Source organism: Marinospirillum celere (assembly GCF_900112235.1).
GTDB lineage: Bacteria > Pseudomonadota > Gammaproteobacteria > Pseudomonadales > Halomonadaceae > Marinospirillum > Marinospirillum celere.
In genome coordinates this window covers 326,349-344,640 of record NZ_FOLH01000003.1, presented here as the reverse complement: position 1 = coordinate 344,640, position 18,292 = coordinate 326,349, and the positions used below count along the sequence as shown (strand labels likewise).

Below are 18,292 nucleotides of genomic sequence, written 5' to 3'. Positions count from 1 at the left end.
ATAGTTTGATGCCTAGAATTTTTAGTAACTTGAATGATATTTATCCAGCCGGTTTGTTTCGTCGTCTGGCGGCCATTCTTTATGATCTCTTTTTGCTATTTGCTTTGTTCATTCTGGTGGGCTTTGTCGGAGTGGCGCTGACAGGAGGGGAGGCCAATGAACACCCTCTCTTTAAGATAGCTGTCTTTCTGGTGCCAGTTGGTTTTTACGGTTACTTTTGGCGTAAAACGGGGCAAACTCTGGGCATGTTGGCTTGGCGAATTCGTGTGCAGACCTATCAAGGACAGCCAGTAAACCTCAAGCAAACCTTGCTGCGCTTGGCTGGTGGGCTGATATCCTGGCTGTTCTTTGGATTGGGCTACCTCTGGATTTATTTTGATAAGGAAAAACGCACCTGGCCGGACCTCCTGTCCAGAACCCAGGTGGTGGTTGTTCCCAAAAAAGGCGACTAAGCCAATTCCTGGCGAATGACCTTTTTATTAAGCTTACCAACGCTGGTTTTGGGAATTTCGTCCACCAGCAGAATTTTCTCAGGTATGGCCCATTTGTTGATTTTTCCCTGGTCTACAAACTTTTGCAGGTGAGCTTGAATGGCTGGGGTTTCGGGTGGATTGGACGGATCTGTTGCGACTACCAGGGCCGCGGGACGTTCACCCCACTGAGCATCGGCGACACCAACTACCGCCACCTCGGCAATCCCCGGGAATTGGCTGATAAGGTTTTCCAGCTCCAGAGAAGAGAGCCATTCACCCCCAGTTTTGATCACATCCTTGATGCGGTCACGAATCTGCAAAAATCCTCGGTCATCAATGGTTGCAACATCACCTGTATGCAGCCAGCCATCCTGCCAAAGCTCTTCACTGCGAGCTTCTTCTTTGTAATAAGCCTGGGTCAGCCAAGGGGCGCGTACACGCACTTCACCAACGCTTTCGCCATCTTGCGGCAGTGGCTGTCCTGATTCATCGACGACTTGAAGGTCAACGAAGGGTACAGCAACACCAGTTTTACAGCGCCAGGGCAGCTGGGTATCAAAGTCTGCATCATTGATATCTTTCGGAAGTACTGCAGCGGTGAGCAGTGGGCAGGTTTCTGACATGCCATAGGCTGTGCGGGTGTCGATGCCCAACCCCCAAGCTTTTTTGGCAAGTCCCTGAGGTAGAGCACTGCCACCGACCAATACTTTCCAGCCTTCCAGCTTCACCTTGCCGGAGCTAATTGCTTCCGCAGCCACCACCATATTCAGCAAGGTGGGTACGCAATGGGAGAAATCCACTTTTTCTTTGACCAGCAGCTTAACCAGCATCTCAGGCTCATAACGACCAGGATAAACCTGTGTGCAGCCCATCAGGGTGGCGGTATAAGGAATGCCCCAGGCATGGACATGGAACATGGGCGTGATCGGCATGTACACCTTGTCACGACTGAGCAGGTCGAAGCCCGGCGCTTGCAGAATGTTAGCTTCACCCAGGGTATGCAACACCAGTTGCCGATGAGTGAAAAATACGCCCTTGGGGTTGCCAGTGGTGCCAGTAGTGTAAAACAGCGTAGCTACGGCATTTTCATCAAAGGTTGGAAAATCATAATGTTGAGGCTGCTCAGCCAGTAGACTTTCATATTCACCGACCAACGGCAAGGAGGTTTTGACCTCTTCAGGAGTATCCTGACACAAGAGGTAGCCTTTAATATGCGGTAGTTTTTCTGCCAAGGGCTCCAACAGCGGCAGAAACTCCTGATGGCTCAGCACAAAGACATCTTCGGCATGATCCATGGTATAGAGAATCTGCTCTGGTGCCAGGCGTACGTTGACAGTATGCAGCACAGCACCAATCATCGGAATAGCAAAAAAACATTCCAAATAGCGGTGACTGTCCCAATCCAATACGGCCACCACATCGCCAGCCTGGACCCCCTGACGGGTCAGCAGATGAGCGAGTTGATGCACTCGTGCCTGGAACTCGCTGTAACTGTGACGGCTGAGATCACGGTAAACAATGGGATTGTCTCCCGCCATGCGTACACCGGATTTCAGGATGTCGCCAATCAACAGAGGCGGATTAACGGCCGAGGGAGTGGCGGGTAGAATTTTGGGACGAACTTGTGCTGTCATACTTCAACTCCTTGATATTGTTTTTGGAAGTAAATGCTTAGCTGCAGCGCTCCATGACCAATGCTATTCCCTGACCACCGCCAATACAAAGAGTAATCAGGCCATAGCGTCCATTGATGCGTTCGAGCTCATGGAGGGTTTTGACGGTCAGGATGGCACCCGTTGCACCGACGGGATGCCCCATGCCTACGGCACCACCATTGGGGTTGAGTTTGTCTTCTGGGAAGCCCAGTTCTTTGGCGACGGCCATGGCTTGAGCAGCAAAGGCTTCATTGGATTCGATGATATCCAAATCATGGATCGACAAGCCAGCTTGCTCCAGGGCCTTGTTGACTGCACCAACGGGCCCCATGCCCATAAAATTGGGATCAACACCACAAAAAGCACTGGCCAGAATGCGGGCGCGCGGCTTGAGTCCACGCTTTTCAGCTTCGTCTGCATGGCAAAGCAAGAGGCTGGCTGCGCCATCATTGATGCCTGAGGCATTGCCTGCAGTGACCAGACCATCCTTTTTAAAGGCAGGGCGGAGTTTGGAAAAGTCATCCAGGCTGGCTTGACTGCGCACATGCTCGTCGGTCGAGAATTCAACTTCTTCACGGCCCTTTTTGACCTTCAGAGGAACCAGCTGTGAACGAAAGCGTCCTTCTTCAATGGCCTTGGCTGCTTTCTGGTGGCTCTGCAGTGCAAAGTTATCAATTTGTTCACGGCTGAAGCCATATTTGGCAGCGATGTTTTCCGCTGTAATACCCATGTGGCCACTACCAAAGGGATCACTGAGTACGCCCAGAGTCAGGTCGACAACAGAACCGTCACCCATGCGTAAGCCTTTGCGGCCCCAGGGCAAAAGATACCCACCCTGACTCATGGACTCAGCACCCCCAGCCAGGGCTAGACGACTATCACCGCCTTCAATCATTTGTGCGGCAGAAATAATCGCTTGTAGACCTGAACCGCAAAGACGATTGACGTTGAGTGCTGCTGAACTTTCACTCAGTCCTGAGTTAAGAGCAATATGACGGGCTAGGTAAGCATCCTGCGGTGAAGTGGTGATGATGTGGCCATAGACCGCATGATCTATGGCGCTAGCCTCAATACCACTGCGGGCAATCACTTCTTTTGCAGTGGCTGTGCCCAACTGCTCAGGCGTCAGGCCTGACAGGCTGCCACCAAAACCACCTATGGCGGTACGTAGTCCTTCAACTAGAACGACGGATTTGAATTGCATTGCCTTACCTCGAATTATTTACCTAAAAGTGAACGAGCGATGACTTCCTTCATGATTTCGGAAGTGCCTGCGTAGATGGTTTGAATGCGTGCATCAACATAAAAACGCGAAATCGGGTACTCCAGAGTGTAGCCATAACCACCAAATAACTGCAGACATTCATCAATGGTTTTACACTGCATTTCACTTAGCTGTAGCTTTAGGATGGCGGCATCGGTAGAGGTCATCTGACCTTGGCGGTACTTGGCCACACACTGGTCAAAATAGGCTCGGGCCATATCGATTTGGGCACGTATCTCAGCCAACTTGAAGCGGGTGTTTTGAAAATCAGCAATGCGTTGACCAAAAGCCTTGCGCTCCTGAACATAATCCAAGGTCAAGGCAAGTGCCCCTTCCATAGAGCCCAGAGCTTGAGAACCGACACCCAGGCGTTCGCGCGGCAGTTCCTGCATGAGGTAGGCAAAACCTGAACCTTCCTGCCCCAGAAGAGCATCTTCTGGTAGCAGCATGCCATCAAAAAATAGCTCGGCGGTATCACTGGCATGCTGACCAATTTTTTTAATCGGCTTTCCACGCGAGAATCCAGGCAAATGCGTATCGACTAAAAATAAAGAGACGCCCTTGGCACCCGCAGCAGGATCTGTTTTGGCACAGACAATGACCATGTCAGCCATCATGCCGTTAGTGATAAAAATTTTGGAGCCATCCAGCTTCCAGCCACCCTCAACCTTTTGAGCACGGGTTTTAAGTGCGGCCAGGTCACTGCCGGCACCGGGTTCGGTCATGGCAATAGCGCTCATCACTTCGCCACTGGCCATACGAGGAAGCCAGTGCTGTTTTTGTTCCTCAGTGGCCAAGTGTTCCAGGTAAGGAATGACAATATTGGAATGGATGTTGTAGCCGCTGGCCAAGCCACCAAACCCCCGGCGGGATATTTCTTCGATGACCATTTGGGTGATGCCAAAGTCGGCACCTGTGCCGCCATAATCTTCCGGCAGGTCAATGGCCAGCATCCCTGCTTCGCCCAGTTTTAGCCAGAAGTCACGGGGTACTTGCCCCGCGGCTTCCCAGCCCTCGTAAAAAGGGTCGGCTTCCTGTTCCAGAAAGCGGCAAGTCATGTCATAAAAAAGCTGGGTGTTTTCGTCTGTTGCAGTCATTCCTGTAGTTCCTTACGCAGGTGACGTTTGAGTATCTTACCTGCTGTGCTTTTGGGGAGAGTCTTGCTGAAAAGTATTCTTTTCGGTCGTTTAAAAGGTGCCAGTAGCTCGGAAGCATGCTGGATGAGTTCATCTTCACTGATGTTTACCTCTTCCTTTAAAACCACCACGGCAGTGATGGCTTCAATCCATTTGTCATCCGGTAAACCGATGACAGCGACTTCAGAAACGGCAGGATGAGTGAACAAGGCTTCTTCGACCTCACGGCTGGCCACCACAACACCACCGGTATTGATGACATCTTTGATGCGATCAACAATGTAAAGATAGCCTTCTTCATCCATATAGCCGACATCGCCAGAATGGAACCAGCCACCCTGGAAGGCTTCCTCAGTCATTTCGGGTTTATCCCAGTAGCCAGTTAGCAGCTGCGGGGAACGGTGAACAATTTCACCCTGCTGACCTGGAGGCAGGTCTTTCATTTCCAGGTCGACGATGCGAGTCTCTACAGTCAGAATTGGACGGCCTGCTGAAGCGGGTCGCTCAGCATGTTCTTCTGGACGCAATACGGTGGCTAGGGGTGCAATTTCACTTTGACCATAACAGTTATAAAGACCAACACCGGGGAGGCGTTCTTGAAGTTCCTTCAGTACCGGTACCGGCATGATGGATGCGCCATAGTAGGCTTTTTTCAAGCTTTTCAGGTTGCGCTTGTCGAAGTCAGGGTGGCGCAGTAATGCAATCCAGAAAGTCGGTGGTGCAAAGAAAGAAGCCAAGCTTTCTTCTTCAATCCATTGTAGGCAGAGGTCAGGAACTGGAGCTTCCATCAAACGAATGCTGGCGCCCAAAAGTAGGGCTGGCATCAGGAAGACGTGCATTTGTGCCGAATGGTAGAGAGGTAAGGCAGCCAGTAGTGGTTCATCAGCCTTGATGTCCAGCTCCACCATACAGGCAAGATACTCGGCCATCAGTGCCTTATGGGTCATCATGGCCGCTTTGGGAGCTGCCGTGGTACCCGAGGTGTAAAGCAGCTGAGCCAAGTCATCATCTTGAATACTGATTTCAGGTGCAGCGACAGATTGATCTCCTAAGGCGATGTGCAGGATGTCAGAAGCCTGCTGCTCACTGCTGTGAAAGTGTGCCTGCAAGCTTAAGGGTAGGCCTTTGCTGGCTTCCTCCACCGCTGCCGACAGGCTGATATCACTGATTAGTCCCTGAGCACGCGACTGTTCCAGCACATAGCGCAGTTCTTCAGCATTCAAGGCAAAGTTAGTGGGTACATGCACTAGTCCAGCACGTAAACAAGCCAGCCAGGTGATGACATAGGCATCGGAGTTTTTACCATAAGCAACCAGGCGGTCACCTTGTTTCAACCCTTGCTGTAGCAAATGGCTTGCAACCCGATCAACGGCAGCATTCAGCTGCCGGTAAGTCCAGGTGCGATTTAAAAATCTTAGCGCCTCACGAGGTGCATGCTTGCGTGCACTGCGGTTGAGGGCAGCACTGATCGTATTCGACTGAGGGGAAGTTAAACGCATGCTTCTTCTCCTTAGTTGTTGACCAGCTTGCAGACACTTTCAGACAAGGGGCGAAAAGCCTCTTCTGCCGGAATCGTGCGGACTATTTCAAACAAATCATTTTCATCAGCGGATTCTTCAGGCGACTTTACCCGAACCAGATACATGTCATGCACCATGCGCCCGTCTTCACGGATATAAGCGTTTTGGGCAAAAATATCATCGACAGGTGTTTCCATCATTTGCTTGCGAACGGTTTGAGTATCATCAGTCCCCGCCGCTTTGACCGCTTGCAAGTAATGCAGGGTGCTGGAATAAAGGCCTGCGTGAACCATGGTGGGCATACTTCCGGTTCTTTCCTGGAAGCGTTCCGCCCAGGCACGGGCTTCTGGGTTGATGTCGTAATACCAAGCTTTGGTGAACTGCAGGCCTTGAGCAGCCTCTAGTCCCAGGCTGCGAACATCACTACTGAAAAGCACCATGCCAGCAAGAATTTGTCCGGCTTGAGTAATGCCAAACTCACTGGCGGTTTGAATCGCATTGGTGGTATCTGTGCCCGCATTATTCAGGCTGATAACCTGGGCGCCTGAAGATTGGGCTTGAAGCATGTAGGAGGCAAAATCAGTGGTCGGGAAGGGGTGGCGTACTTTGCCAACGACCTGGCCACCGTTGCTTTCGACAACCTGCTCAACATCAGCTTCCAGCATGTGGCCAAAGGAATAATCGGCACTGAGCAAAAACCAATCGGTGTAGCCTTCCTGGGTAATGGCACGAGCTGTGCCGTTTGACATGGCCCAGGTGTCATAGACCCAATGGAAGTGGTTGGGGCCACAGTGCTGATTGGTGATTGCTGAGGAGACAGCACCGTTAACCAAACCCAGGCGGTCGTGTTCTTCTAGGAGTCTAATGGCTGCCAGGGTAACTGAAGAGGCGACCAAGCCGGTGACCATGTCCACGTTGCGTTCATCGATCCAACTGCGAACGATACTTGACCCAACATCAGGGCTATTACGGTCATCGGCACTATAGGTAACAATTTTGGCGCCATTGATTGCACCACCCATATCATCTATAGCCATTTGAATCGCATCCATGCCTTGAGGCCCAATGGGATCACGGTAGGGGCCAGACATATCCGCGAGATAGCCGATACGAATTTCATTGTCTGTATAAGAGGCTGAAACGCTAAGAGGTGAGATCAAAAGGCTAGCTATTGCTGCCACGCAGAAGTTTTTTTTAAAAGTCATTTTGTTAACTCTCTTTGGGTATTTTTGTTGTTTTTTCTGGATAGAGCAAGCAAATCGCTTTATTCATGAGGCCTCACAAAACTCTACGCGGTTCATGCTAGATAGAATATTCTGTGAATGCTTGGTTTTTTCAGCCATACTTTTAGCATTTCATGCCAAATTATTGGGTCGAGGCTTTAAGAAAATGGATTATCAATCACCGACCGTACCCATGCACTTTGTGCTTGACCTCTTTTGGGGAGTCGGTTTAAACAACGACGAGCGCAGAGACTTTCTACAACAGGCTTCAATTCCTGCTTTTTTGATCGATACTCCCTCGGGTCGAGTGACGGTTGAGCAGTTTGCATGCCTATATCGCTTGTTAGTGAATGCTTATGATGATGAAACACCCGGTTTTTTCTCTCGACCCTTGCGAGGCGGTACGCTGAAGTTTCTCTGCATGGGGCTTTTAGATGCGCCCAGCCTGCATGTTGCTCTGCACCGTTACTGTCAGTATTTCAGAGTGCTGTTGGATGATGTTTCTTATCAGTTGGTAATTGAGGGGGAGCATGCCTCCATCTGTTTTATTGAGAAAACTCAACTGCGTGGAGAAAGAGTGCTGGTTAATGAGCTGATGCTCAAGCTGGTTCATGGCATAGCTTCCTGGCTGATATCTGAAAAAATTCTTCCTGAAAAAGTCAGCTGTGCCTATCCAAGGCCGCAACACAGTGCTGAATATCTCTATTTTTATCCGGGAGAGGTGGAGTTTGATCAACCTTGGACGGCACTCTCCTTTGATCGGGAAGTACTTCGTAAGCCTATTCGTCAGACGCGAAAAAACCTGAGTGCTTTTTTAAGGCAGGCTCCTGCCGAGTGGATTTTTACAACCTTCGATGAACGTTTGTTTTCGCATCGGGTGCGTGACTATTTAAGTAGCCATCATCTGGGTAATAGCGTTCAGGTTGCAGCTCAGGCGCTCCATCTTTCCACCAGAACCCTGTCGCGCCGTTTAGCTGAAGAAGGAACGAGCTTTCAAGCGATCAAGGACGAGGTGCGTCGTGACCAAGCCATTCAGGAATTGGCAGCTGGTCAGCAGTCTTTAGTGAGTCTGGCCGAGCAACTGGGTTTTGAAGATCTGCCCAGTTTCAACCGAGCCTTCAAAAAATGGACGGGCAGTACGCCGGGAGCCTATCGCCGGGGTCAGCAGCCCGGCTAAGCAAACTTCTGATTAACTAGTGTACTCGCTACTACTGCGTTGAAATTGGCCTCAAATCGCAGTTACTGAAGCCGCTTCATGTTTTCAGAAATCTAACTTGCTGCTTGACATTCTATATATTAGTATATTATAAATTAGCGTAATGTTTTTAACGTAAAGGTCGTGCCGATGAATCTGGAAAAGATGCGTAGTCAGGCAAAAGAAGCTTCCTGCTTTCTTCAGGCCTGTGCTCACCAATCAAGGCTGATGCTTCTGTGTCAGTTGATACAGGAAGAAATGAATGTTGGGCAGTTAGAAGAGCGTCTGGGTATTCAACAGCCCAGCCTTTCGCAACAGCTTGGGGTATTACGCCGTCAGGGCTTAATCAGTGGTCGGCGAAGTGGTCAACAGGTGTATTACCGGGTCAGTGATTCCAGGGCTAAGAGCCTGGTTGAAAACCTGTATCAGATTTTTTGTGAGGAGAAAGTAAACAATGGGTAAGCAACTGGCAAACTGGTGTATGAATCACACCCGACTGGTCTTTACCAGTGTGTTGGTGATGGTTTTGGCACTGGGGATGATGATTCCCAAGATCATTATCGATACCGATCCGGAAAACATGCTCTCGGCGGAGCAGCCGGATCGGGTAAAACACAACGAAATCCGAGACCGCTTTGGCCTGCACGATATGATTGTTGTGGGTCAGGTTAACACTCAGCATGAACACGGGGTCTTCAACCCTGAATCCCTGGCGGCTCACTATGAGTTGACCCGCGCTATCGAAGGCATGGAGGGCGTGATTGCGCGCGATCTGATGTCCATGGCGGCGGTGGATAATGTCGAGCAGGCCGGTGTGGGTACGATTGCCTATGATTGGCTGATTCCTTCGCCACCTCAGACTCAGCAAGAAGCGGATCGTATTCGCGCTGCGGTTGAGCGCCTGCCCATGTATCAAGGTACCCTGGTGTCGGAAGATGGTCAGGCTGCTTCGCTATTTGTACCCCTGGAAAGCAAGGACATCAGTTACCGTATTTCCATGGAAATTCAGGCCGTGGTTGATGAGCTGGGCGTTGCCGATGAGTTCCATATCACCGGTCAACCCGTCGCTCAGGATACCTTTGGTGTTGAAATGTTCCTGCAGATGGCAATTTCTGCACCTCTGGCCGGTTTGGTGATTTTCCTGTCGATGCTGTATTTCTTCCGCAGTCTGCCGCTGGTGGTTGCGCCTATGCTGTTGGCAATGGCTACAGTCATTTCCACCATGGGCTTGTTGATTGGCATGGGCTACACCGTGCACATCATGAGCTCGATGATCCCCATCTTCCTGATGCCAATCGCCGTAGTGGCTTCGGTGCATGTCTTGTCGAACTTTGCTGACCGCTATCGACCCGGTGATGACCCCAAAGAGGTGATGGGTGATGTCATGGACAAGCTGTTCAAGCCGGTGCTCTTTACTGCGCTGACCACCGCAGTGGGCTTCCTGTCGCTGCTGACCACACCCATTCCGCCGGTTCAGGTGTTTGGTGGCTTTATCTCCTTTGGCGTATTGATCGCTCTGATTCTGACCCTGGGCTTTATTCCGGCTTACACCGTGTCCTTGAAGCGTGAAACCCTGGACAAGATGGCGGAGAAATTCCGCTTGAAAGAAGAAGCCAGTCAGGAAGCCAATAAAAACGGCAGTCTGCTGGTCAAGATGGGTCGCTTCCCGACGCGCAAGCCGGGTATTGTCATCGGTCTGGTCGTGGCCGTGCTGGCGGTGTCTGTGTACGGCATCAACCAGATTCAGATCAACGACAACCCAACCCTGTGGTTTAAAGAAGATCACCGCATTCGGGTTGCCGATAAGGTTTTGAATGAGCGTTTTGCCGGCACCTATGAAGCCTATATCAACCTGGAGCAGACCGGCATTGATCGTCAGATTGATCAGCTGCGTCGCAATATCCAGCTGACTCTGGATGAAGCCGAGGCCGAAGGCCTGGAGCTGCGTTCCACCTGGGCGAGCCTCTGGGATGAATCGGCAGGTGCAGCTTCGCCTGGTGATCGTCTGGAAACCCTGGCGATGCTGATTGATGACCATATGTTTGAAGCCGGGTTTGATGAGCAGGACTACTGGGAAGAGATTCTCGACCAAGTGGAAGCGGGCCGCAGTGCCACTCGTGCCTTTCAGAACCCCGGCCACCTGGCCTGGATGGATGAGCTGAAAGAACATCTGGAATCCACAGGCGTGATTGGTAAGGCCAACTCTCTGGCGGATCTGGTCAAGACCATCAACCGTGAACTGGTCAGTGGTGAGATGGAAGACTACCAGTTGCCTGAGCGCGCCAATGGGGTTGCCCAGACGATCCTTAGCTTCCAGTCCTCACAACGCCCGGATGACCTCTGGAACTTTGTGACCCGCGACTTCACCCAGGCCAGCATCTGGCTGCAGCTGCCCAGCGGCGACAACCAGGTGATGAGCCAGGTGGTAGAAGAAGTGGATCGTTTTGTCGCCAGCAACCCACCACCTGAAGGCGTAGAGCTGGACTGGGGCGGTGGTACTTATATCAACCTGGTTTGGCAGGGTGAAATGGTCGAAGGCATGCTCTGGGCTCTGGGTTCTGCATTCATTGTGGTCTTGATCATGATGGTCGCCCTCTTCCGCAGTGTCCTGCTGGGTGTGCTGGCCATGCTGCCGCTAACCATCACTATTGCCGCCATCTACGGTGTTATGGGTCTGGTCGGCAAGGATTACGACATGCCTGTGGCTGTGCTTTCATCGCTATCGCTGGGGCTTTCGGTGGACTTTGCCATCCACTTTATCCAGCGTCTGCGCATGGCCCTGGAAGATGTGGGCGGTGACTGGAAAGCAGCCATTGATCAGGTCTTTGATGAACCAGCGCGTGCCATTTCACGCAATGCTGTGGTCATCGCCATTGGCTTCCTGCCGCTGCTGGCAGCACCCCTGGTGCCCTACATTACCGTCGGTGTCTTCCTGGCCAGCATTATGGCAACTTCGGCCCTGGTCAGCCTGTTTGCACTGCCGGCCTTTATCGCCCTGGCACCGCGTGCTGTGCTGGGTAAAGCAGTAAAAAGTTAATGAAAGCCTCGAAAGGAGGACGTGAAATGAAAACGAATCTGAAACAACTGGCAACCGGTCTGGCCGGTGGTTTGACCCTGATGCTCAGCAGCAGTCTGCTGCTGGCAGCACCACCAGTCAGTGAAATTATCGAGAAAGCCAATCAGGCTTCCTACTATGCCGGTCAGGATGGCCGCTCGGAAGCGCGGATGCGTATTGAAGACAGTCGTGGCCGTACCCAGACGCGCCAGTTCACGGTTCTGCGTCAAAACGTTGAGGGTAGTGACCGCCAGAACTACCTGGTGGTGTTCAGTCGCCCATCTGAGTACCGCAACACGGTATTCCTGGTGCACAAGAACCCCTCGGCTGACGATGATCGCTGGCTCTACCTGCCCGATATGGATCTGGTACGCCGTATTGCACCGGGTGACAAACGCACCAGTTTTGTCGGCGCGCATATCTTCTATGAAGACATCTCTGGCCGTAATCTGAATGATGACAACCATGAGCTGCTGGAAGAAACCGAAGACCAGTATGTACTGAAATCCACACCCAAGGATGCTGGTTCAGTTGAATTTGCCAGCTTCCAGACCTGGATCGATAAAGAAACCTTCCTGCCGGTGCGGATTGAATACACCGACTCCAGTGGCGAAGTTTATCGCATTATGGAAAACGCCAATATAGAGGAGGTGGACGGCTACCCCACCCCCATGATGATGCGCGTTCAGGACCTCAACTCTGGAGGCAATACCGTAGTTCAGTTCCGTGGGGTGAGCTATGACCTAGGCATTCCTGACTCTGCATTCACTGAGCGCAGTCTGCGTAATCCGCCCAGCGAGTGGTTGGACAGGAGGTAAGTATGCATCTTGAAAAACTTTACGGGTATCTGGGTTCTGCCACCCTGGCGTTAAGCCTGGTGGCAACCCCAGTTCTGGCCAATGACTGGGCCTCAGGCGATGACTGGGGCGACGACTGGGAAGAGGAAGAAGAGTCTCGCCTGCCTTTTCGGGTTGGTGGTTTTCTTGAAGCCGCTGGTGGAGCGCATATCCATGACAACAAGGTCGTGGATGATCGCATCGGCAAGAACTACAACTTGGCCGAAACCCGCGTGCGTCTGGATATTGATGGTGACTGGAAAGCTGTTGATTACAGCCTCAAGGTGGACGGTGTTGCTGATGGCGTTGATGAAGAGTTTCGCGCTGAACTACGCGAAGCCTTGGTGAGCTTTGAGGTAGGTGAACGAACCGATGTGCGTGCCGGTCGTCAGGTATTGACCTGGGGGACGGGTGACCTGCTGTTTATCAACGACCTCTTTCCCAAGGACTGGCAGTCCTTTTTAATTGGGCGGGATGAAGATTATCTGAAAGGCCCTTCTGATGCCATCCGAACCATCTGGTATGGCGAAGAAGTGACGGTGGATCTGGTCTGGAGCCCGCTATTCAAGGAAGGCAACTACCCGGACGGGGATCGCTTGTCCTACTTTAACCCCATGGAAGGTGGTCAGAGTGCGCAACCGATTTCTGATAATGCCCGTGAGCCCAACAGCTTCCCGGACGACGGTGAGCTGGCGCTGCGTCTGGCCACCCGCCAGGCCGGTGTCGAGTATGAACTCTACGGCTACTGGGGTTACTGGCCGGAACCCAATGATCTAAGTCGAGTTATGGAAGGTGGCAAAGCAAAGCACCCTGAACTGCATGTCTATGGTGCCAGTCTGCGTACGGGTCTGGGCCCTGGCTTGTTTAATGCTGAAGCTGGTTATTACCACTCAGGGGACTATGACAACTCGGGCACTAATGCCGCACTAACACCCAACTCTGAAGTACGTTTTTTGATGGGCTATGACTGGGAACTGGTTACCAACCTGAATGTCGGTCTGCAGTATTACCTGGAATGGAACCAGGATCATGACGAGCAGAAGGCAGCCTGGACGAGTCTGGAGCAGGCTGGCATGGGTATGAAAGAAATGGCTGGCGAAGAATACCGCCAATTGCTGACCACCCGCCTGACCTACACCCAGATGCGCGGTGATCTGATGTGGTCGCTGTTTGCCTTTGTCTCACCCAGTGATGAAGACTACTACCTCAGACCCAGCGTGCGCTATCGCGCCTCGGATGAACTCACCCTGAGCGCTGGTGGCAATCTCTTTGGTGGTGAAAACGACTACAGCTTCTTTGGACAGTTTGAAAAGGACTCTAATGTCTACCTGAGAGCCAGGTATCGTTTTTAAACTTAAAGCAAAATATCTTAGCGTGATTACAGCCCCGGAAATCCCGGGGCTTTTTTGTGCGCTGCTTCACATAAAATTGCTTTTATACCAGATGGTAGATGCAGCTACTTCTTTGCTGTCCTCATACTTCATCGGTGCTGCAGGATCCAAGATGGCGAGCAGCTTCAATTTGAGGGCTCAGAGATGACAGATCACTTGAGAAATACATTAAAGGCCGGTCTGAAAGTAACCAGCCTCTTTGCGGTCAGTCTTTTGCTGACTGCTTGTTTGGGGTCATCAGATAGTGGTTCCAGTGATGCTAACACTACTAACGATCCTCCTGCTGGAGATACTGGTGAAAACAATCAAGATACGGGCGATGAAGATCAAAACACCGATGATGGCGATCAAAGCACTGGTGATGGAGATCAAAATGCCAGTGATAACGACCAGGACACTAGCATAGCACCTGAGCTGAACAATACTGCGGGTTTAAAAGCTACACCGCTCGCTAAACAACTAATTCTGGAGTGGGATAGCGTTGCGGAAGCCGATAGCTATCAGGTTTATTTCTCATCTTCTTTGATCGATGAAGCTGCCCCTTTATCTGCAGGTAGTCGCCTTGCACCGGATGCAAGCTGCCAGGAAAGCCCCTGCACCTTGGTTCTAGAGCCTGGTGAGCTTACTTATGTAGCACTTGAGACTAAAGATGCTGAAGGGGAAGTGATCAACTTCAGTCAGATTAGGACAGCAGCAGGGCAGCTCAACGATAGCGGTGCTCTTCGTTGTTATGCACCACATACTGGAGTTGCAGGCGGTTTTGATGTGGCTGACTGTACTGCTGCAACGGTTATTGCTGGGCAGGATAGCTTAGTGGGGCGTGATGCTGACAATCCAACCAAATTGGGCTCAGGCTCGGGTGGATTCGACTTTACCAAGCTCGATAGTAACGGTCACCCAGTGACTGATGGATCAGCCCACAGCTGCGTGCGCGATAATCTGACAGGTTTGGTCTGGGAGGTTAAAACTACAGCCAATCGAGATACGCGTTATGTATGGGGTGATTTATCCAATCAAAATGTTACTGCTGCTAATGTTCATGACTTGGTTGCAGAAACTAACAGTGACAACCTGTGCGGTTTAACTAACTGGCGTTTACCCACCGCGAATGAACTGTTCGGCTTGGTTGATTTTGACAAACCTCATGGCATAACAACCTGGCATGGTGCTGACAGTGTTATTGATCAATACCTTAGTATTGATAGAGACTTTTTCCCCCACACAAGACTACTTAATTACTCGACTTCTAGCGCATCACGCATCCGCCATGCCCACTATTGGACCAGCGACAGCTACTTGAATGAGTACAGTGAACCAAATTACATCCTAGTCGACTTCTTCCGCGGTTCACTGGTCAATACCTACAGTGCTCGTGCGTTTTTCAGGCACCCCGACGTCGTGTTACACGATGGCGCTTTTGCCAGATTGGTCAGCAAGGGTTCAGAAGGAGTGCAGCCATGAACAAACAAGCTCTAATGTTAATGATTGCTGGTCTTTTCGCTGGTCAAACAGCTTTAGCCGCCTGTAATAGCAACGATGCTGACTATGTCACTTCTAGCCAAGGCTGGGTACTGCAAAAAAGTACCGGCCTCATCTGGCAGCCCTGTCTGGGTGGTATGAGTTTTGAGAGCGGCAGCTGCACGGGCACACCTACAGCAGCGAATTGGCACCAAGCCTTACAAGCGGCACAAAGCAATAGTGACTTCCAGTCGAGCGAGTGGCGTTTGCCTAATGTCAAGGAAGTGTCTAGCTTGCTGCAGTTTAGCTGTGGCACCCGAATCAACGAGGCGGCTTTCGCTGGTCAGCCGATCGACAGCACGCTATGGAGCAGTACCGTTGGAGCGCCAGTGCCAGACGGTAACTATAGTAATGCTGTTATGACCGTGCGTTTTTTTGATGAAGTACAACCACCTTCCAACAGCTTCTCTTATGCGCCCTTCATCACAGGGCAAGCACCTACGACAACCTTAAACTTTCGCTTGGTGCGCAATGCCACAGCAGAAGATTTTCTTCAGTTGCAAGCTAGCCAATAAATTCTGAGGAAATAAGAATGAAAATTTATTTACGAAAGCGAATCAGAGCTGGGTTGAAACTACTCAGCCTGCTTTTACTGAGTTTGATGTTGACCGCCTGTCTCGGGTCTTCAGACAGTGGTTCTACTGATAATGTCTCGCAACAAAACCCGCCTGCTGGCGAGACGGGAGACAACACGCAAGATACTGGGGATGGTGACCAGAGCGCGGGGGATGGTGATCAAAGTACCGGTGATAATGATGACCAAGGCTCTGGGGATGGTGATCAGGGCTCTGGGGATGGTGATCAGGGCTCTGGGGATAATGATCAGAGTTCTGGGGATGGTGACCAGAGTACCGATGATAATGATCAGGGTTCTGGAGATCAGGGCACTAGCCCACCTTATAATGAGAACCTGGCCTCACCAACTTTTGATGATGTTGAGCTGGGTTATCAGGTAGTCAAGGCTTCTTGGTACATGACAACGCTTGGAAAAGACCTGGTTTTCTTTGAAGAGCGAGTTAATGAGTCAGGCGAGCTGGAGTGGGCGCAATTACAGGTTCTAGCTGATCAACGCACTAGTGCACCTATTGGTATGCAGCCTATTAGTGCTTCGGCGCATTTACAGCAGCTAGGTGAAGGTACAGGACGCTATAAGGCTTATGCTTGTGACCCTGGCGCTACTCCGGACAACAATCCAGCCAGTTGTTCGGCGCCTTCAGCTATTGTGGATTTACATACTGAGCTGGCGGACTGGGCGGGCACTATTGCCCTGGTTAAAGGCTTTACTGGTAATGACCCTCAAGCCACTGCGGATGCCAAGTACGGTTATTCCATTGCTATTGCTCCCCAGAAAAACTGGCTGGCAGTGGGTGCACCTGGTGAGAATAACGGAAAAGGTGCGGTTTATATCTATACCCGCGAAACTCTAGGGCCTGACCCCAGGAGCCCCATCGAATGGGAACGGAATCGCCCACCGGTAAATAGCTGGGTTCCACGTAAACGCATTACGCCACCCGGTGGTGCTCAGGGTACGGGAACTGAGTTTGGGTATTCACTAGCTATCGTCAACAATCAAGCTAACGCGGGTGGCGATATTTTAGCCGTGGGTATGCCAGGTAATAGTTGGGCAGCTTATGGGAGCCACCGTTTTTCACAACTTGAAGACCCTAGCTACGCCGCAGACCTCGAATACCGTGTTGGCTTGCCAGAGCCCTTTGTAGCCAACTCCGGCGCTGTGTTTACCTACCGGCTTCGCGGTAATACTCAAGCGATAACGGATGCCGAGTCAATTGTTAAGCCTTTTAATACGCATGAAGGTCAGCGCTTTGGTGAAAGCATTGCCATGGCAGAGCGCGCATTCATTAGTAGCGGAAACTTTTCATGTGAGATTGGCCGCCTGGTTGTGGGCGCGCCGGGTGACAGGGGCACCTGGAAAGGGAAGATTAATTTCACCCAGTTCGAAACCAATCGAACCTTGCAGACCAACACCAGCTTGCAGAAGTCCGGTGCTGTTTTCTTGCTGGTTCAGCGTCCTGAAATTCTTGGTTGTCTCGAGCCAGGTGTAGAGCCGCTTGGTTGGTCTGAAACTTTTGCAATAAAATCAAGCCAGGCTAATGAAGCAGATGATACGCGTGCCATCGACGGTAACAGCTTTACATATATTATGCCCCAACAAAGCCGTTTGGGTGCTAGTGTTGCCATTACTGCTGACGGTGACTATCTACTGGCAGGTGCTCCCGGTGAAAGAGGTACTGTATCCTTTTTACTAGATGGAGATGCTGCTCCAGAAAGCAATAATACGAGCAATATTCTCTCAGGCTATCCAGCAGGAGGCGTTCAGAGCTTTTCCTTTACCGGTGATACGCCCAGAGGTGCAGCTTATCTTTTCAATGTCTACGGTGAAGAAAAAGCCTATCTTCGTCGTGGATCAGGGGACACTAATGCGGAAGAGTTTGGGCAAGCCGTTGCCATTCAACGAACGGATGACGGGCACCTGCGCTTACTGATTTCAGATCAGAAAACCGAAGTCGCTGCGTTTGAAAGCCTTGAACCAGTCAGTGTTAATAACAGCTCTGGCGAACTGAGTGGTCAGGCATTGTTTGGTGTCACCAACCGCACGCTTCAGTTAGACACTGCATTTACCGGTAGTGTGAATATGGCCATGTCTCATGATGGCAAGTTCGCTGTTCTGGGTACAGCCAGTGCAGATGACACTACAGACGCTCGTGAAGGCTTCGTCATGCTGGACTTTGACACTTCGGGCCATCCGCGTGTGCTTGAAAACACACCTGCAGTGGTCAGCAAACCCAATAACCGCACCTATCAGGCTTTTGGTCAGGCGGTTAGTTTGTCTGCTGACGGTCAACGTCTGGTGATCGGTGCACCTTTGGATTCTTGCAGTGCCCCAGTTGTGACAGCTTCAGCGGAAGATGCTTTCTGCGTAGATACGGTGAATGATTCCGGTGCCGTCTATGTGTATTGATTAGACTTAACCAGAATATTCAGGTTTTTTCCTTGTTGCCCACTTC

14 protein-coding genes are annotated in these 18,292 nt (G+C 51.2%); 9 read left to right on the top strand and 5 right to left on the bottom strand.

The genetic code is table 11. From position 1 onward, the window contains the following. Window positions 1–8: 8 nt before the first annotated feature. A complete protein-coding gene (locus BM185_RS08690; RefSeq protein ID WP_091962223.1) occupies window positions 9–452 on the top strand; it encodes an RDD family protein in 444 nt (147 codons plus the stop codon). On the opposite strand, the gene BM185_RS08685 is transcribed toward BM185_RS08690, so the two are convergent. Genes BM185_RS08685 through BM185_RS08665 form a run of 5 tightly spaced genes read right to left on the bottom strand, consistent with a single transcriptional unit; the run spans window position 449 to window position 7,253 of the window. Continuing rightward, window positions 449–2,107, bottom strand: coding sequence for a fatty acid--CoA ligase (locus BM185_RS08685; protein ID WP_091962219.1), 1,659 nt, complete (start codon window positions 2,105–2,107; stop codon window positions 449–451). The two genes, BM185_RS08690 and BM185_RS08685, sit on opposite strands and share 4 nt — an antisense overlap. Window positions 2,108–2,144: 37 nt before the next feature. Then, window positions 2,145–3,332: a beta-ketothiolase BktB gene (gene bktB / locus BM185_RS08680; protein WP_091962216.1), complete on the bottom strand. Its 1,188-nt coding sequence runs from the start codon at window positions 3,330–3,332 to the stop codon at window positions 2,145–2,147. A gap of 14 nt (window positions 3,333–3,346) precedes the next feature. Continuing rightward, window positions 3,347–4,489, bottom strand: a complete 1,143-nt coding sequence (locus tag BM185_RS08675; RefSeq protein WP_091962214.1) for an acyl-CoA dehydrogenase family protein — start codon at window positions 4,487–4,489, stop codon at window positions 3,347–3,349. Further along, the gene (locus BM185_RS08670) at window positions 4,486–6,027 is read right to left on the bottom strand and encodes a fatty acyl-CoA synthetase (protein ID WP_091962212.1); all 1,542 of its coding nucleotides are present in this window, start codon (window positions 6,025–6,027) and stop codon (window positions 4,486–4,488) included. Before BM185_RS08670 ends, BM185_RS08675 begins: the two co-directional genes overlap by 4 nt. An 11-nt stretch (window positions 6,028–6,038) precedes the next feature. After that, a complete protein-coding gene (locus BM185_RS08665) occupies window positions 6,039–7,253 on the bottom strand; it encodes an ABC transporter substrate-binding protein (RefSeq protein WP_091962209.1) in 1,215 nt (404 codons plus the stop codon). A 184-nt stretch (window positions 7,254–7,437) separates the two neighbouring features. On the opposite strand from BM185_RS08665, the gene BM185_RS08660 reads away from it, so the two are divergent. From BM185_RS08660 to BM185_RS08625, 8 genes are all read left to right on the top strand, one after another. After that, the gene (locus BM185_RS08660; RefSeq protein ID WP_245751737.1) at window positions 7,438–8,448 is read left to right on the top strand and encodes an AraC family transcriptional regulator; all 1,011 of its coding nucleotides are present in this window, start codon (window positions 7,438–7,440) and stop codon (window positions 8,446–8,448) included. 168 nt (window positions 8,449–8,616) lie between these two features. After that, the gene (locus BM185_RS08655; protein ID WP_091962207.1) at window positions 8,617–8,928 is read left to right on the top strand and encodes an ArsR/SmtB family transcription factor; all 312 of its coding nucleotides are present in this window, start codon (window positions 8,617–8,619) and stop codon (window positions 8,926–8,928) included. Next, window positions 8,921–11,503: an efflux RND transporter permease subunit gene (locus tag BM185_RS08650; protein ID WP_091962204.1), complete on the top strand. Its 2,583-nt coding sequence runs from the start codon at window positions 8,921–8,923 to the stop codon at window positions 11,501–11,503. The genes BM185_RS08655 and BM185_RS08650 overlap by 8 nt, the downstream gene beginning before the upstream one ends. A 26-nt stretch (window positions 11,504–11,529) precedes the next feature. Continuing rightward, the gene (locus BM185_RS08645; RefSeq protein ID WP_091962201.1) at window positions 11,530–12,339 is read left to right on the top strand and encodes an outer membrane lipoprotein-sorting protein; all 810 of its coding nucleotides are present in this window, start codon (window positions 11,530–11,532) and stop codon (window positions 12,337–12,339) included. Window positions 12,340–12,341: 2 nt separating this feature from the next. Next, complete coding sequence (locus BM185_RS08640; RefSeq protein ID WP_091962199.1) at window positions 12,342–13,709, top strand: hypothetical protein; 1,368 nt, start codon at window positions 12,342–12,344, stop codon at window positions 13,707–13,709. A gap of 183 nt (window positions 13,710–13,892) precedes the next feature. Further along, window positions 13,893–15,209, top strand: coding sequence for an Lcl C-terminal domain-containing protein (locus BM185_RS08635; protein WP_091962196.1), 1,317 nt, complete (start codon window positions 13,893–13,895; stop codon window positions 15,207–15,209). Further along, complete coding sequence (locus BM185_RS08630; protein WP_091962193.1) at window positions 15,206–15,781, top strand: Lcl C-terminal domain-containing protein; 576 nt, start codon at window positions 15,206–15,208, stop codon at window positions 15,779–15,781. Before BM185_RS08635 ends, BM185_RS08630 begins: the two co-directional genes overlap by 4 nt. 17 nt (window positions 15,782–15,798) lie before the next feature. Continuing rightward, the gene (locus BM185_RS08625; protein ID WP_091962190.1) at window positions 15,799–18,246 is read left to right on the top strand and encodes a hypothetical protein; all 2,448 of its coding nucleotides are present in this window, start codon (window positions 15,799–15,801) and stop codon (window positions 18,244–18,246) included. Window positions 18,247–18,292: the final 46 nt, after the last annotated feature.

Bases quoted from the DNA above. Each gene is read 5' to 3' on its own strand.
- BM185_RS08690 (WP_091962223.1), top strand. From the start codon at position 9: ATGCCTAGAATTTTTAGTAACTTGAATGATATTTATCCAGCCGGTTTG.
- BM185_RS08685 (WP_091962219.1), bottom strand. From the start codon at position 2,107: ATGACAGCACAAGTTCGTCCCAAAATTCTACCCGCCACTCCCTCGGCC.
- bktB (WP_091962216.1), bottom strand. From the start codon at position 3,332: ATGCAATTCAAATCCGTCGTTCTAGTTGAAGGACTACGTACCGCCATA.
- BM185_RS08675 (WP_091962214.1), bottom strand. From the start codon at position 4,489: ATGACTGCAACAGACGAAAACACCCAGCTTTTTTATGACATGACTTGC.
- BM185_RS08670 (WP_091962212.1), bottom strand. From the start codon at position 6,027: ATGCGTTTAACTTCCCCTCAGTCGAATACGATCAGTGCTGCCCTCAAC.
- BM185_RS08665 (WP_091962209.1), bottom strand. From the start codon at position 7,253: ATGACTTTTAAAAAAAACTTCTGCGTGGCAGCAATAGCTAGCCTTTTG.
- BM185_RS08660 (WP_245751737.1), top strand. From the start codon at position 7,438: ATGGATTATCAATCACCGACCGTACCCATGCACTTTGTGCTTGACCTC.
- BM185_RS08655 (WP_091962207.1), top strand. From the start codon at position 8,617: ATGAATCTGGAAAAGATGCGTAGTCAGGCAAAAGAAGCTTCCTGCTTT.
- BM185_RS08650 (WP_091962204.1), top strand. From the start codon at position 8,921: ATGGGTAAGCAACTGGCAAACTGGTGTATGAATCACACCCGACTGGTC.
- BM185_RS08645 (WP_091962201.1), top strand. From the start codon at position 11,530: ATGAAAACGAATCTGAAACAACTGGCAACCGGTCTGGCCGGTGGTTTG.
- BM185_RS08640 (WP_091962199.1), top strand. From the start codon at position 12,342: ATGCATCTTGAAAAACTTTACGGGTATCTGGGTTCTGCCACCCTGGCG.
- BM185_RS08635 (WP_091962196.1), top strand. From the start codon at position 13,893: ATGACAGATCACTTGAGAAATACATTAAAGGCCGGTCTGAAAGTAACC.
- BM185_RS08630 (WP_091962193.1), top strand. From the start codon at position 15,206: ATGAACAAACAAGCTCTAATGTTAATGATTGCTGGTCTTTTCGCTGGT.
- BM185_RS08625 (WP_091962190.1), top strand. From the start codon at position 15,799: ATGAAAATTTATTTACGAAAGCGAATCAGAGCTGGGTTGAAACTACTC.